The following is a 14,936-nucleotide window of genomic DNA, read 5'->3' on the forward strand; positions in this document are numbered from 1 at the left end:
TGCACCCGCCGCAGCCCACAGGAACGAGCCATCGATGAAGGAACGCGCGACCGCCGTCGAAGCGGTGCGCCGCACGAACCTGGGCGAGGTGCTGCGGTTGGTCCACCGACACGGTCCGCGCTCGCGCTCGCTCCTCACGGCAGAGACGGGGCTCAACAGATCGACGGTCGCCGATCTCGTGACGGCGCTCGCCGAGCGAGGACTCGTGACCGAGCAGGAACCGGATGCGAACAAGCGCGTCGGCCGCCCGAGCCCCGTGGTCACGGCCAGCGCGGATGTCGTGGCGATCGGCGTCAACCCCGAGGTCGATGCGATCGAGGTCGGTGCGGTCAGCCTCGGAGGCGGTCTGCGGGCACGCGCGCGGATCGAGCTCACGGACGTGCCGGCTGTCGCTGATGCGGTCGCCACGATCGCGGATCTCGTCACGCGCTGGCGGAGCGAGGAGCTGGTCGGATGCCGGATCGTCGGTGTCGGCGTCGCCGTGCCGGGTCTCGTGCGAGCATCGGACGGGCTCGTGCGCCTCGCACCGCACCTGGGCTGGCGCGACGAGGACATCGCGACCCCTCTCGCCGAGGCTCTCGGGCTGCCGGTGACCGTCGACAACGACGCATCCCTCGGCGCTCGTGCCGAGCACCTGTTCGGCGCGGCGCGTGAGCACACCGACGTCATCTACCTCAACGGCGGCGCGAGCGGTATCGGCGGTGGGGTGATCCTGGACGGAACCCTGATCCGCGGAGCCGGCGGCTACGCAGGGGAGTGGGGCCAGACGAGGCCGGGCATCGCGAACGAGGCGCACCGCCGCACTCACGACGGTGTGCTCGAGGACGAGGTCAATCGCGCCCGGCTCATGGCGGCGGCGACGCTGGTCGCCGGTGATGACGACGCGCTCGCAGCGGCACTCTCCGGTGCCCCCGGCCCGACCGCCGACGAAGAGGTGGTGCGTCAGCGTCGAGTGCTCGCGGCCACGATCAGCAACGCGGTGAACGCGCTGAACCCGTCGATGATCGTGCTCGGCGGGTTCCTCGGCATCCTGCGCGACCGCGACCCCGAGGGATTCGACGCCGACGTTCGTGAGCGTTCTCTCGCCGTCGCGGCTGAGGGCCTCGAGATCGCCTCGGCAGCGCTCGGTCTGGACCGCCTGCTCATCGGCGCAGCAGAAGCGGCCTTCGCCGAGCTGCTCGCCGACCCGCTGACTTCCCGTCCTCAGTAGCCGGCGCGCTGAGTCGGGTCGGCTTCGGGGATCCAGTCGGCAGCGAGCTTCTCGGTCGCCCGCGCCAGGATCGACACGTCGGCGGCGACGAGCGCGAACGACGCTCCAGCGGCGAGGTAACGACGAGCGGTTTCGGGGTTGAAGGCGTTCACGCCGACCGGCTTGCCTGCCGCACGCACCTCGGCGATGGTCTGTTCGACCGCGGCGACCACATCGGGATGCTCCTGCTGGCCGAGCAGCCCCATGGACGCTGCGAGATCGCTCGGGCCGATGAACACGGCATCCACCCCATCGACGTCGGCGATCGCCCTGGCGTTCTGCACGGCGGCATCCGTTTCGATCTGCACGCTCAGCGAGGTGATCTCGTGCGCGCGGTGCAGGTAGTTCTCGATGCGATTGAACTGCCCTGCGCGCGCGAGCGCGCTGCCGACCCCGCGGATGCCGCGCGGCGGATAGCGGGTCGCGGCGACGGCGGCTGCGGCATCCGCGGCGGTGTTCACCATCGGCACCAGCAGATTCTGCGCGCCCGTGTCGAGAACCTGCTTGATCCAGACCGGATCCGCCGAGGGAACACGCACGACCGGCGTGATCGGATACGGCGCCACGGCCTGCAGCAGCGCCAGGATCGCGTCCAGGCCGATCGGGCTGTGCTCGCCGTCGATCAGCGTCCAGTCGAGACCGGAGCCCGCGACGATCTCGGCGGCGATCGGGCTGCCGGAGCAGATCCACGCGCCGACGAGCGGTCGGTCGGCGGCGGCCAAGCGATCGCGGAACGACGATCGAGGCTCTACACGAAACGGCATTCGATGACTCCCATCTCGCGATAGTCGCAGCGGACCTCGTCGCCCTTGTGCACCCACATCGGGCGCGTGAACGATCCTGCCAGGATGATCTCGCCGGCCTCGAGTCGCGCGCCGTGCTGGTGGAACTTGTTCGCGAGCCAGGCGACACCGGTCGCGGGGTGGCCGAGGACGCCCTGTGCGACCCCGGTCTCCTCGATCTCGCCGTTGCGGGAGAGCACACCAGGGACCCAGCGCAGATCGATCTCGTCCGGACGCATGCGCACATCGCCGAGCACCATCGCGCCGTACGCGGCGTTGTCGCTGATCGTGTCGACGATCGTCCGGCCCTCGAGCTCGATGTGCGAGTTGAGAACCTCGAGCGCGGGGACGGCGTAGTCGATCGCGGCCAGGGCATCGTCGAGCGTGCAGCCGGGCCCCTCCAACGGCCGGGCGAGCACGAAGGCGAGCTCGACCTCGATGCGCACGTTGGAGAAGTCGTCGAACGGGATGTCGGAGCCGGACGCGTACACGGTGTCGTCGAACATCACGCCGTAGTCGGGCTCGGTGATGCCTGTCGCCTGCTGCATCGCCTTCGAGGTGAGACCGATCTTCCGACCGACGAGCTTCCGCCCTGCTGCGAGGTTCTTGTCCCGCCATATGCCCTGAATGGCATAGGAGTCGTCGATCGTGGCATCCGGATACCTCGCCGTGATGCGCGGGATCACCGCGTGCGTGCGGTCGGCGTCCGCGAGTTCCCCCGCGAGCCGCGCGATGATGTCGGGTTGCAGCATCCGTTCTCCTTCATCTCCACTCGTCTATTTCTGCCATACGTACGCTTTTCGCGCGCGAAAGCGGGCGCGGCGCAGAAATAGATGGCTCTACAGCTGGTGTCCCAGCTTGTACTCGCCCTGCTTGTACTCCGGCATCGACTCCTCGCCCTCGTCGCGGCGCGTGTACGAGAATCCGTCCGCGCCGATGGTGACGGCCATCTCGCTGTCGTCGGTGCGGGCGTGCACGGGCTGCGGGTTGCCGTCGAGGTCGAGTACGAGCGACGCCTCGGTGTACCACGACGGGACGACGGGGTTGCCCCACCAGTCGCGGCGCTGATTGTCGTGCACGTCCCAGGTGACCACCGGGTTGTCGGGGTCGCCGGTGTAGTAGTCCTGCGTGTACACCTCGACGCGGTGTCCGTCGGGGTCGCGCAGGTACAGGTAGAACGCGTTCGAGACGCCGTGGCGCCCTGGCCCGCGCTCGATCGCATCCGAGCGGCGCAGAGCGCCGAGCTTGTCGCAGATGGCGAGGATGTTGTGCTTCTCGTGCGTCGCGAAGCACACGTGATGCATCCGCGGTCCGTCGCCCCCGGTCATCGCGGTGTCGTGCACGGTGGGCTTGCGGCGCATCCACGCGGCGTAGACGGTGCCCTCCTCGTCCTGGATGTCCTCGGTGACGCGGAAGCCCAGATCCTGCATGTACTTCACGGCGCGGGGCACGTCTGGGGTGACCTGGTTGAAGTGGTCGAGGCGGACGAGCTCACCCGGGACGTGCAGGTCGTAGCGCCACGACATCCGCTCGACGTGGTCGGCCTGGTAGAAGAACTCGTACGGGAAGCCGAGCGGGTCGACCACGCGCACCGAGTCGCCGATGCCCTTCACGAACCCTTCGGGGCTGCGGCGGACGTCGCAGCCGAGCTCTTCATAGAAGGCGACGGCCAGGTCGAGATCCTCCGGAGTGCGCACCCGGTACGAGAACGCCCGCACGGCGGCGAGCGGACCCTTGCGCAGCACGAGGTTGTGGTGGATGAACTCCTCGGTCGAGCGCAGGTAGATCGCCTCGTCGTCCTCCTCGGTGACGTACAGCCCGAGGATGTCGACGTAGAACTGACGGGATGCCGCGAGATCGGTGACCACGAGCTCCATATAGGCGCAGCGGAGGATATCGGGCGGCGACGCCTGGGGCGTGGCGATCGGATTGTCGGTCTCGATCGGCGCCTCTTGGCTGACGTAGTAGCCCGATGAGGTGAGCGTCATGTCTGCACGGTTCGTCATGTCAGCGTCCTCACTGCTTTCCGAAAACGGGGTTGTGGACCTCACCGAGGTTGATGTGCACGGCCTGCTGGTCGGTGTAGAAGTCGATCGAGCGGTAGCCGCCCTCGTGGCCGAGGCCTGATGCCTTCACGCCGCCGAAGGGGGTGCGGAGGTCCCGGACGTTGTTCGAGTTCAGCCACACCATGCCGGCCTCGACATTGCCCGCGAAGTTGTGCGCGCGCTTGAGGTCATTGGTCCAGATGTACGCCGCGAGACCGTAGCGCGTGTTGTTCGCCAGCTCCAGCGCGTCCTCGTCGGTGTCGAACGGAGTGATCGCGACGACCGGGCCGAAGATCTCCTCCTGGAAGATCCGGGCATCCGGCGACACATCGGCGAACACGGTCGGGGCGACGTAGTTGCCGGTCTCGAAGCCATCGGGGCGCCCGCCTCCGGCGACGAGGCGCGCCTCGGTCTTGCCGATCTCGACGTAGCTCATGACCTTGTCGTAGTGCTCGGGGTGCACCAGCGCACCGACCTCGGTCGACGGGTCGTGCGGGAACCCCACCTTGACGCGCTTCGCCTGAGCCGCGTACTTCTCGACGAACTCGTCATAGATGCTGCGTTCGACGAGGATGCGGGAGCCGGCCGTGCAGCGCTCGCCGTTGAGGGAGAACACCCCGAAGATCGTCGCGTTGATCGCGGCATCCAGATCGGCGTCGGCGAAGACCACCGCGGGCGACTTGCCGCCGAGCTCCATCGACAGGCCCTTGAGGTACGGAGCGGCGTTGGCGAAGATGATCTGCCCGGTGCGGCTCTCGCCGGTGAACGAGATCAGCGGCACGTCCGGATGCTTCACGAGGGCGTCGCCGGCGTCCTCGCCGAGGCCGTTGACGAGGTTGAAGACGCCCTTCGGCAGCCCTGCCTCCTCGAAGATGCCCGCCCACAGCGATGCCGACAGCGGCGTGAACTCGGCGGGCTTGAGCACGACGGTGTTGCCCGTCGCGAGCGCGGGGCCGAGCTTCCACGACTCGAGCATGAACGGCGTGTTCCACGGCGTGATGAGGCCGGCCACACCGATCGGCTTGCGGTTGACGTAGTTGATCTGGCGGCCGGGGACCTTGAACGTGTCATCCGCCTGGGCGACGATCAGATCGGCGAAGAAGCGGAAGTTCTCGGCCGCGCGGCGGGCCTGGCCCAGCGCCTGCGTGATCGGCAGACCGGAGTCGTAGGACTCGAGCTCGGCGAGGCGCTTGTCGCGGGACTCGACGAGGTCCGCGATGCGGTGCAGGACGCGCGAGCGCTCGCGGGGGAGCATCTTCGGCCACGGGCCCTCGTCGAACGCCCGTTTGGCGGCGGCGACGGCACGGTCGATGTCGGCTTTCTTGCCTGCTGCCGCGGTGGTGTAGTTCTCATTGGTCACCGGGTCGAGCACGTCGAACGTGTCGCCGTCGATCGAATCTACGAACTCGCCGTCGATGTAGTGCTGGATGTGATCGGGAAGATCAGCGGGGATGCGGTTGTCGGTCATGATTCCTCCGGTGCGGTGGACCAGTTCAGTGGACGTGGGTGGCGGCGGCGTCGCCGCGCATGTCGGAGTCGGCGCCGTGCTCTTTGCTGAGATAGGCGTCGAGCGTGGATGCGTGGTGCAGGCGCGCGGCGCGTTCGATCTCGACGACGGGGGCGCCGTTCTCGATCAGCGACACGATCTGTTCGTGCTCCTTGACGGACTCGTGCGCGCGGCCGGGCACGAAACTGAATGTCGAGTCGCGCAGGCGGTTCAGGCGCTGCATCTCGACCGTGACGAGCTCATGCAGCCGAGGGTTGGGGCACGGCGCGATGAGCACGGCGTGGAACTCCTGGTTCAGCTGGGTGAACGCCGACGGGTTGAAGTGGTCGAGCGTCTCGATCATCTTCGCGTTGATCGCGCGGGCGGCCTTGAGATCATCGACCGTCAGGCGCGGGGCGGAGAGCGCGGTCGCGCTGCCCTCGAGGATGCTGAGGGCCTCCATGCTGTTCCGGTACTGACTGTCGTCGACCATGGCGACGCGGGCTCCGATGTTGTGCTCGAACTGCACGAGCCCTTCGGCCTCGAGCTGGCGGATCGCTTCGCGCACCGGGACGACGCTCATATCGAGTTCCCCGGCGATGCTTCCGAGGACGAGCCGGTACCCGGGCGTGAACGTCTGGCTGGCGATGCGTCCCTTGATCCAGTGGTACGCCTGCTGCGACTTGCTCAGTGTCTTCCCCTCGGTCATCCGCGGCTCGCTTCGTACTTGGCGCGCCACTCGGCGTTCATCGGGAAAAGGCCGTCGACGGGATGCCCCGCCTCGACCTGCACGGCGATCCAGGAGTCCTCGTCCTCCTGGGCGAGCGTCGCGTCGACGACCTCCTCCGCGAGGGACGGCGGGATCACGATGACGCCGTCGCCGTCGCCGACGATCACGTCTCCTGGTTGCACGGCGGCCCCGCCGCAGGCGATCGTGACGTCGAGGTCCCACGGGACGTGCTTCCGTCCGAGAACAGACGGGTGGGCGCCCTGCGAGAAGACCGGAAGCCCGATGCGCGCGACCTCGTCGAAGTCGCGCACGCCGCCGTCTGTGACGACGCCGGCGGCCCCGCGTGCCGTGGCACGCAGCGCCAGGATGTCGCCGAGGGTGCCGGTCGTGGCATCCCCTCGGGCCTCGATCACGATGATCTCGCCCTCGTCGACCGTGTCGAACAGCCGCTTCTGCGCGTTGTAGCCGCCGCCGTGGCTGGTGAAGAGGTCTTCGCGTGCGGGGATGAAGCGCAGAGTGCGGGCCGTGCCGACGATCTTCGTGCCGGGGAGGTTCGCGCTCACGCCGTCGATGAAGCAGTGGTGGTGGCCGCGCTTGCGCAGCTGTGCCGAGAGCCCTGCGGTCGGCGCCTTCTCGAGCTTGGCGCGGAGTTCTGCGGACAGGGCGGTCGTCGTCGCGGGGGCCGGCTCCAGCCCGGCCGCCTCGGCCGATCCCCATGCCTCGGTACGCTGCAGGTCATCGACCGCCGGCATCGACCCGAGAGTCTCGTCGAACGGCACATCGCCCTGGACGACAGTGGTGACCAGGCGACCCGATGTGGGCGCACCCGGCGCGTTCGGAGCATCCACCTCGACCTCGACGACGTCGCCGGGAACGATCACGGACGACCCCGCCGGGGTGCCGGTGAGGATGACGTCGCCGGTCTCGAGCGTGAAGTGCTGGGAGAGGTCGGCGACGAACTGCGCGAGCGGGAAGATGAGGCCGGACGAGTCGTCGTCCTGGCGCAGCTCGCCGTTGACCCAGGTCCGGACGCGGATGTCGTGCGGGTCGACCGCGCGGGCGTCGATGAGGTCGGGGCCGAGCGGCGTGTAGCCGTCTCCGCCCTTGGAGCGGACGTTCGAGCCCTTGTCGTTCGCGCGCAGGTCGTAGAGGCCGAGATCGTTGGCCGCGGTGACGGAGGCCACGTGCGACCAGGCGTCCTCGAGGCTGACGTTGCGCGCCGGTTCGCCGATGACGAGGGCGATCTCGCCCTCGAAGGCGAGCAGCTCGGTGCCGGCCGGGCGCTCGACGGTTCCGCCGGAGGCCGCGACGGAGCTCGTCGCCTTGAAGAAGTAGGAGGGGTGGGCGGGGCGACGACCGCGCTGGTCGGCGCGGGATGCGTAGCTGAGGTGGATCGCGATGATCTTGCCCGGGCGGGCGACCTGGCTGCCGAGAATGGGCTGGTCCGTCACAGGTAGCGCCTCCTTGCGTCGATTCATCGCCCTTGTGCGATGTATTTGAAATCGTATATCATCCTGACAACGGGTGGCAAGCATCGCTTCACGACGACCTGATCACCCGGACAACGACGTCATCCAAGGAGCTTCAATGACTGATCAGCCCGGCTTCACACCGACCGGCACCATCGCCAGTCCAGCCGACCGGCGACGCGTGGTCTTCGCCACGGTCGTGGGAACCACCGTCGAGTGGTACGACTTCTTCATCTACGCCACCGCCGTCGGCCTCGTGTTCGGGGAGCTGTTCTTCAAGGCGCTGGGCGCCGACAGCATCCTCATCGGGTTCGCCACTGTCGGCATCAGCTTCCTGTTCCGCCCTCTCGGAGCGTTCCTCGCCGGGCACTTCGGCGACCGCCTCGGCCGCAAGCGGGTGCTGATGTGGACGCTCATCCTGATGGGAGCGGCGACCGCCCTCATCGGTGTGCTGCCGACGTACGAGAACATCGGCATGACGGCGCCGATCCTTCTCGTGCTGCTGCGGATCCTGCAGGGACTCTCCGCAGGCGGCGAGTGGGGAGGCGCGGTCCTGATGGCCGTCGAGCACGCGCCCAAGAAGAAGCGCGGGGCATTCGGCGCATCGCCGCAGATCGGCGTGCCGTTGGGGCTGCTGCTCGCATCGGGCGTCATGGCCATCATGACCGCCATCGCCCCGGGAGAGCAGTTCGTCGCGTGGGGCTGGCGCATCCCGTTCCTGCTCAGCGTCGTGCTGATCCTGGTCGGCTACTACGTGCGTCGCAACGTCGAGGAGAGCCCGGTCTTCGCTGAACTCGCCGAGCGCAAGGAGAAGGCGCGGATGCCGATCGTGCAGCTGTTCCGCAAGCACCTGCTGCTCGTGATCATCGCTGCGCTCGTGTTCGCCGGCAACAACGCCGTCGGATACATGACCACCGGCGGCTACATCCAGAACTACTCGACCGACCCCGAAGGCCCGCTCGCCCTCGACCGAGGACCCGTGCTCTGGGCCGTCGCGGGATCCGCAGTCACCTGGCTGCTGTCGACTCTGATCGCCGGCTTCGTCTCCGATCGGCTCGGTCGCCGCACGACGTACATCATCGGCTGGGTCCTGCAGCTCGTCGGCGTGTTCGCACTGTTCCCGCTGGTGAACACCGGAAGCATCGGACTGCTGTTCGCCGGGCTCGCGATCCTCACGATCGGTCTCGGCTTCACCTATGGCCCGCAGGCAGCGCTGTACACCGAGCTGTTCCCCGCCAGCATCCGCTTCTCCGGCGTCTCGATCTCGTACGCGATCGGCGCGATAGCGGGCGGCGCGTTCGCGCCGACGATCGCCACCGCGCTCGTCAAGAGCACCGGCACGACGATGTCGGTCACGTGGTACCTCGCCGGCATGACGGTTATCGGCCTCATCGCGACGCTGCTGCTGCGCGACCGCAGCGGCATCCCGCTCGGGCCGGATCACGAGGAGGAGCAGTCGGTCAGCCCGATCTACGGGCTTGCCAAGGCCTGAGCCATCGACGGGGCGGATGCATGCGGCATCCGCCCCGACAGAACGTACCAACAAGGAGAATCGATGCAGTTCCATCACCACGGCTACGTCTCTCAGGATCCGCGCATCGTCGCGGCGGCGGGCACGGGGATCGATCGCTCCGCTGATCTGCCGGACGAGATGGACGTGCTCATCGTCGGCTCCGGCCCCGCCGGTATGCTGCTGGCGGCGCAGATGTCGCAGTTCCCGAGCGTCACGACGCGGATCATCGAGAAGCGCGAGGGGCGTCTCGTGCTCGGTCAGGCGGACGGCATCCAGCCGCGCAGCGTCGAGACCTTCCAAGCATTCGGGTTCGCCGAACGCATCATCGCCGAGGCCTACAACATCGGATGGATGAACTTCTGGAATCCGGATCCCGCTAACCCCGAGAACATCATCCGGACCACCCGTACCGAGGACTACGGGTTCAAGATCAGCGAGTTCCCGCATCTCATCGTGAACCAGGCGCGGGTGCTGGACTACTTCGCCGAAGCGGCAGCCCACGGCCCAGGGCGCATCGTGCCCGACTACGGCGTCGAGTTCCTGGGCCTGACCGTGCACGACGAGGGCGATCACCCGGTCGAGGTGCGCGTCCGCCAGGCGTCGGGGGAGCGTACGATCCGAGCGAAGTACGTCATCGGCTCCGACGGCGCCCGCAGCGGCGTGCGGGAGGCGATCGGGCGCAAGCACGTCGGCGCATTCTCAGCACACGCCTGGGGCGTGATGGACATCCTGGTGAACACCGACTTCCCCGATTGGCGCACCAAGTGCGCGATCAACGCCAAGGCGGGCAACATCCTGCACATCCCGCGCGAGGGCGGATACCTCAGCCGCGTGTACGTGGACCTCGGCGAGGTCGCAGCCGACGACAACCACCGGGTGCGCCAGACGCCGATCGAGAAGATCATCGAGAAGGCCAACGAGATCCTGCATCCGTACACGCTCGACGTGAAGGAGATCGCCTGGCACAGCGTCTACGAGGTCGGACACCGGGTGACCGACGGGTTCGACGACGTCATCGACGATTCCGACCGCACGCCCCGCGTGTTCCTCACCGGCGACGCCTGCCACACCCACAGCGCCAAGGCCGGTCAGGGCATGAACGTGTCGATGCAGGACGGGTTCAACATCGGGTGGAAGCTCGGCGCCGTTCTCACCGGCCGGTCGCCGGAGAGCCTGCTCGCCACCTACGGCGCGGAGCGGCGCCCGGTCGCTCAGCAGCTGATCGACTTCGACCGCGAATGGTCATCGCTCATGGCGCGCAAACCAGAGGAGATCTCCGACCCGCAGGAGCTCGCCAACTACTATCTCGGCACGGCGGAGTTCCCCTCCGGCTTCATGACCCAGTACGGCCCCTCCGCCATCACCGGCGACGCGTCGCATCAGGGTCTGGCCGCCGGGTTCCCGATCGGCAAGCGGTTCAAGTCGGCCGAGGTCGTCCGGGTCTGCGACGGCAACGTCGTGCACCTCGGCCACCATGCGAAGGCCGACGGTCGCTGGCGCGTGTATGCGTTCGCGGATGCCGGTGGCACGCGCCTGCGCGAGTGGGCGTCGGCGGTCGCGCCTCTGATCGCCCGTGTCACCCCGGCGGATGCCGATGCGGATGCCGTCATCGACGCGAAGGTCGTGTATCAGGAGTCGTTCGATTCGCTCGATCAGCTGGCCGCGCCTCAGCTGTTCCTGCCGCGGACGGGGCCGCTCGGACTCACGGACTGGGAGAAGGTCTACTCCGCGGCGCCGAACGCCTGGTGCCGCAGCGACATCTTCGACGAGCGGGAGCTGTCCCGCGACGGCGTTGTCGTGGTAGTGCGCCCTGATCAGTACGTCGCCGCGGTGCTGCCGCTGGATGCCACGGCCGAACTCGCCGCCTTCCTCGACGGCGCGTTCCTCCCGGCCTGAGGCCCGCCCGGCTTCGGAAATCCCGGACGACCTGGCGTGTCGTCCGCGCGCCGATGACACGCCGGATGATCTCCGTTTTCCGAGCGGGAGGTGCGGATGCCGTGACACGTGTCATGCGCAGGAGATGACACCGCCCTCCTGATCGGGCGGACGGCGTCCGCCACGCTGGAACCATGACCACAGCAGCGGCAGCACCGACCCGTACGAGCGCATCCCGCACGAGCGCATCGGCCACAGCATCCGAGACAGCCGTCTCCATCACGGGCCTCACCAAGCACTTCGGCGTGGGGGAGCGCACGGTGAAGGCGGTCGACGGGCTGGACCTCAGCATCCGTCGTGGCGAGGTCGTCGCCCTCCTCGGCCCGAACGGCGCAGGAAAGACGACCGCACTCGACATGCTCCTCGGCCTGACGGACCCGAGCACCGGAACCGTCTCGGTGTACGGGAACAAGCCGGGCAGGGCCGCCAAGGACGGCGTGATCGCCGGGGTGCTGCAGACCGGAGGACTGCTCTCCGACCTCAGCGTCCGCGAGACGGTCGAAGTCATCGCATCGCTGCACGGGCGCGATTCGCTCGCGCGCGTGCCAGAGGTCCTCGCCCGCACCGAGCTCGACAAGCTCGCCCGCCGCCGTATCTCCAAGTGCTCCGGCGGCGAGCAGCAGCGGGTGAAGTTCGCACTCGCGCTGGTCGCAGATCCCGATATCCTCGTGCTCGACGAACCGACCGCAGGCATGGACGTGAACGCCCGCCGCCACTTCTGGGACGTCATGCGTGCCGATGCGGATGCCGGGCGGACCATCATCTTCGCCACGCATTACCTCGAGGAGGCCGAGCAGTTCGCGCGGCGGACCGTCGTCATGCACCGCGGGGTCATCGTCGCCGACGCGCCCACCGCGCAGCTGCGCGCGAACCTCGGCGGCCGCACGCTCGCCGCGAACCTTCCCGACACCGGCGGTGAAACCCTCGTCTCGCAGCTCGAGCAGACCGAGGGCATCGTCGAGGTCCGCGTCGACGCGAATCGTGTGAGCCTTCGCGCGCTCGACTCGGATGCCGCGGCATCCGTTCTTCTGAACGCCGGGGCGCACGATCTGGAGATCGCCGCGCCCACCCTCGAGACCGCCTTCACAGCCCTGACGGAGGACTGATCATGACCATGTCACTCTCACCCACCATGGTGCGCGTCGAGGCGATGCGGCAGATCCGCAACCCATACACGCTCGCTTTCACGCTCGGCATGCCGGTTGCGATGTACTTGCTGTTCGGCGCGAGCATGGGGTACGGCGACATCACCGCCGGCCACGGGAACGTCAAGTTCTACGTGATGGTCTCGATGGCCGCATACGGCACCGCCGTCGCCATGAGCTCGATCACATCGCTCGCCGCGACCGAGGCCAAGCAGGGGTGGGGGCGGCAGCTCGCGATGACCCCGCTCGGCACCACGGGATACGCGGTGACGAAGCTGGTCACCGCCGTCTCGTTCGCGGCTCTCGCCATGCTCGCCGTTTTCGCCGCAGGTGTGCTGACCGGTGCCGAGACGACGGAGGTGTGGCGCTGGTTCGCCGCTGCCGGAATCATCCTCGGAGTCGGTCTCATCTACGGCCTGTACGGGCTCGGTGTCGGGCTGTTCTTCAACTCCGATTCGGCCGCGGCGCTGGCGTCCATCTCGATGACCTTCTTCGCCTTCTTCGGAAACGTCTTCATGCCCCTGGACGGCGTGATGCTCGGCATCGCCCGTTTCACACCTTTGTACGGGTTCGTGGCGCTGAGCCGCTGGCCGCTCACGGATGGCGTTCTCACAACAGGGCAGACCGACTCGCTGTTGATGGTCTCGCTGAACGTCGTGGCATGGCTGATCGTGTTCGCCGTCCTCGTGGCATTCGGCGTCAAGCGGTCGCGTTCTCGCCGATAGTGTCGACAGCATGACGGATGACGTGACGCGATCGCGGGATGCGCGGGATGCGGCGGCGGCCACAGCGGCCGGCGTCGCCCCAGCCGCGTTGGGCGCACCGGGGAGCCGTCGAAGCAGGACGAGCCCTGGCCAGGGAGCCAGATCGCCGTGGGAACGCTTCGGATGGGTCATGGCCGCGGTCTGGCTGGTGTTCCTCGCCTACCCGGTGATCGCGCTGCTGCGATCGGATGCCGCACAAGCCTGGATCATCACCGGTTGGGTGGCGCTCGGAGCGTTCATCCTGGTCTACGTCGCGGGGTTCATGAACGGCATGAGCTTCGGCGGCGGCGGGCTCACGGACCCTCCGAAGCCGATCCAGTGGGTGGCCTTCGGAGGGATGATCGTGTGCGCGGTGCTGACGGTGCCGGCCGCGGGCGGGTCAGCGCTGAGCTTCATGCCGTTCATCATGTCGTTCGCATCGTACGGGCTCACGCGCCTGGCGCACTGGCTCACTCTGGCAGCGAGCATCGTCATCACCGCGCTGATCGTGTTCCTGACGCCCGGAGGGCTGGACTATCTGACGATCCTCGCGATCCTCGCACTTCTCGGCGTCGTCAACACGGTCTCGACGAGCCTCATCATCCGCTCCGCTGAGGCTGAGAAGCTCGGTCTCGAACTCGCCACCAGCGAGGGGCGCGAGGCCGTCGCCCGCGACGTGCATGATCTGGTCGGTCATTCGCTGACGGTGGTGAAGCTCAAGGCTCAGTTGGTGCGCAAGCTCATGGACAGCGACCCTGAGCGGGCCAAGGCCGAGCTCGCCGACATCGAATCGCTCACGGCAGAGGCGATCGCCGGTGTGCGTGCGACGGTGGCCGGGGTGCGCAATGCGACCCTCATCGATCAACTCGAGTCGTGCCGCGGAGCGTTGGCTGCCGCAGACGTGTCGATGCGGGTGGAGGGCGACGCGGCGGCGTTGTCGCCGGCGCAGTCGCTGACCGCGAGCTGGATCCTGCGCGAGGCGACGACCAACGTGCTGCGCCACGCCGGCGCGCGCACGATGACCGTGCGGATGGTGCCGGGGAGTTTCTCGGTCGCCGATGACGGTCGCGGTCTCGCCGGCGGTGAGGGCAACGGGATGCGGGGCATGCGAGAGCGTGCGACCACCGGCGGCGCAGCATTGACTGTGCACTCGAATGAGCCGGCTGGGACCCGGATCGAGGTGACATGGTGACGGATGCAGCGACGATCCGCATCGTCATCGTCGATGACCAGGCGATGCTGCGCGGCGCGCTGGCTGCGCTGCTGGAACTCGAGGACGATCTCACGGTCGTGGGGGTGGCAGGGGATGGCGAGCAGGCGGTCCGACTGGTCGCCGACACCGCCCCGGACGTGTGCCTGATGGACATCCAGATGCCGGGGATGGACGGCATCGCCGCGACGCGCGCTGTGTGCGCCGCCAGCCCTGACACGCGCGTGCTCATCGTGACGACTTTCGCGCGGCCCGGCTACCTTCGCTCTGCTCTGGATGCCGGCGCCAGTGGTTTCGTCGTGAAGGACGCCCCGGCGGAGCAACTGGCCGATGCGGTGCGACGTGTGCATTCGGGACTGCGGGTCGTCGACTCCGCGCTCGCCGAGGCGAGCCTGTTCGAAGGCGCCAACCCGCTGAGCGATCGCGAGCAGCAGGTGCTGCGGCTCGCGGCCGACGGACGCAGCGCAGCGGCCATCGCCGCCGAGGTATTCCTGTCTGCGGGGACGGTGCGCAACAACCTGTCGGCCGCGATCGGAAAGGTGGGGGCCGCGAATCGAGCGCAGGCCGTGCGGATCGCGCAGGACAAGGGCTGGATCTAGCCGATCGTCCGTGTCGGATGTCCGACCCCG

At 68.1% G+C, this 14,936-nt stretch carries 13 protein-coding genes; 7 read left to right on the plus strand and 6 right to left on the minus strand.

Annotated elements, in window-relative coordinates; all coding sequences use genetic code 11:
• Positions 1–34: 34 nt before the first annotated feature.
• Positions 35–1,210, plus strand: a complete 1,176-nt coding sequence (locus LQZ87_RS03160; RefSeq protein WP_230102010.1) for an ROK family transcriptional regulator — start codon at positions 35–37, stop codon at positions 1,208–1,210.
• Here the strand turns inward: LQZ87_RS03160 and LQZ87_RS03165 are convergent.
• The 6 genes from LQZ87_RS03165 to LQZ87_RS03190 form a co-directional block, all read right to left on the minus strand.
• Positions 1,204–2,013 (minus strand): HpcH/HpaI aldolase/citrate lyase family protein, encoded by an 810-nt coding sequence (locus tag LQZ87_RS03165; protein WP_230102011.1) that lies wholly within the window; start codon positions 2,011–2,013, stop codon positions 1,204–1,206. The two genes, LQZ87_RS03160 and LQZ87_RS03165, sit on opposite strands and share 7 nt — an antisense overlap.
• The gene (locus LQZ87_RS03170) at positions 1,998–2,783 is read right to left on the minus strand and encodes a fumarylacetoacetate hydrolase family protein (RefSeq protein ID WP_230102012.1); all 786 of its coding nucleotides are present in this window, start codon (positions 2,781–2,783) and stop codon (positions 1,998–2,000) included. Before LQZ87_RS03170 ends, LQZ87_RS03165 begins: the two co-directional genes overlap by 16 nt.
• An 87-nt stretch (positions 2,784–2,870) precedes the next feature.
• The gene (gene hpaD, locus LQZ87_RS03175) at positions 2,871–4,037 is read right to left on the minus strand and encodes a 3,4-dihydroxyphenylacetate 2,3-dioxygenase (protein WP_230102013.1); all 1,167 of its coding nucleotides are present in this window, start codon (positions 4,035–4,037) and stop codon (positions 2,871–2,873) included.
• 10 nt (positions 4,038–4,047) lie between these two features.
• The gene (gene hpaE, locus LQZ87_RS03180) at positions 4,048–5,544 is read right to left on the minus strand and encodes a 5-carboxymethyl-2-hydroxymuconate semialdehyde dehydrogenase (protein ID WP_230102014.1); all 1,497 of its coding nucleotides are present in this window, start codon (positions 5,542–5,544) and stop codon (positions 4,048–4,050) included.
• A gap of 25 nt (positions 5,545–5,569) precedes the next feature.
• On the minus strand, positions 5,570–6,271 hold the full coding sequence (locus LQZ87_RS03185; RefSeq protein ID WP_230102015.1) for a GntR family transcriptional regulator: 702 nt from the start codon (positions 6,269–6,271) through the stop codon (positions 5,570–5,572).
• Positions 6,268–7,743 carry a fumarylacetoacetate hydrolase family protein gene (locus LQZ87_RS03190; RefSeq protein ID WP_230102016.1) on the minus strand — a complete coding sequence of 492 codons (1,476 nt, stop codon included), beginning with the start codon at positions 7,741–7,743 and terminating at the stop codon, positions 6,268–6,270. The genes LQZ87_RS03185 and LQZ87_RS03190 overlap by 4 nt, the downstream gene beginning before the upstream one ends.
• A 136-nt stretch (positions 7,744–7,879) precedes the next feature.
• Here LQZ87_RS03190 and LQZ87_RS03195 point away from each other — a divergent pair, with 136 nt between their 5' ends.
• The 6 genes from LQZ87_RS03195 (at position 7,880) to LQZ87_RS03220 (ending at position 14,906) form a co-directional block, all read left to right on the plus strand.
• Entirely contained in the window at positions 7,880–9,253 is a 1,374-nt protein-coding gene (locus tag LQZ87_RS03195) for an MFS transporter (RefSeq protein ID WP_230102017.1), read from the plus strand.
• A 63-nt stretch (positions 9,254–9,316) separates the two neighbouring features.
• Positions 9,317–11,170, plus strand: coding sequence for an FAD-dependent monooxygenase (locus LQZ87_RS03200; protein ID WP_230102018.1), 1,854 nt, complete (start codon positions 9,317–9,319; stop codon positions 11,168–11,170).
• A gap of 173 nt (positions 11,171–11,343) precedes the next feature.
• Positions 11,344–12,315, plus strand: a complete 972-nt coding sequence (locus LQZ87_RS03205; RefSeq protein WP_230102019.1) for an ABC transporter ATP-binding protein — start codon at positions 11,344–11,346, stop codon at positions 12,313–12,315.
• A gap of 2 nt (positions 12,316–12,317) precedes the next feature.
• Positions 12,318–13,079, plus strand: coding sequence for an ABC transporter permease (locus LQZ87_RS03210; RefSeq protein WP_230102020.1), 762 nt, complete (start codon positions 12,318–12,320; stop codon positions 13,077–13,079).
• Positions 13,080–13,089: 10 nt separating this feature from the next.
• Positions 13,090–14,289, plus strand: a complete 1,200-nt coding sequence (locus LQZ87_RS03215; RefSeq protein WP_230102021.1) for a histidine kinase — start codon at positions 13,090–13,092, stop codon at positions 14,287–14,289.
• Positions 14,283–14,906 carry a response regulator transcription factor gene (locus LQZ87_RS03220; RefSeq protein WP_230102022.1) on the plus strand — a complete coding sequence of 208 codons (624 nt, stop codon included), beginning with the start codon at positions 14,283–14,285 and terminating at the stop codon, positions 14,904–14,906. The genes LQZ87_RS03215 and LQZ87_RS03220 overlap by 7 nt, the downstream gene beginning before the upstream one ends.
• Positions 14,907–14,936: the final 30 nt, after the last annotated feature.

Source organism: Microbacterium sp. Bi121 (genome assembly GCF_918698005.1).
GTDB lineage: Bacteria > Actinomycetota > Actinomycetes > Actinomycetales > Microbacteriaceae > Microbacterium.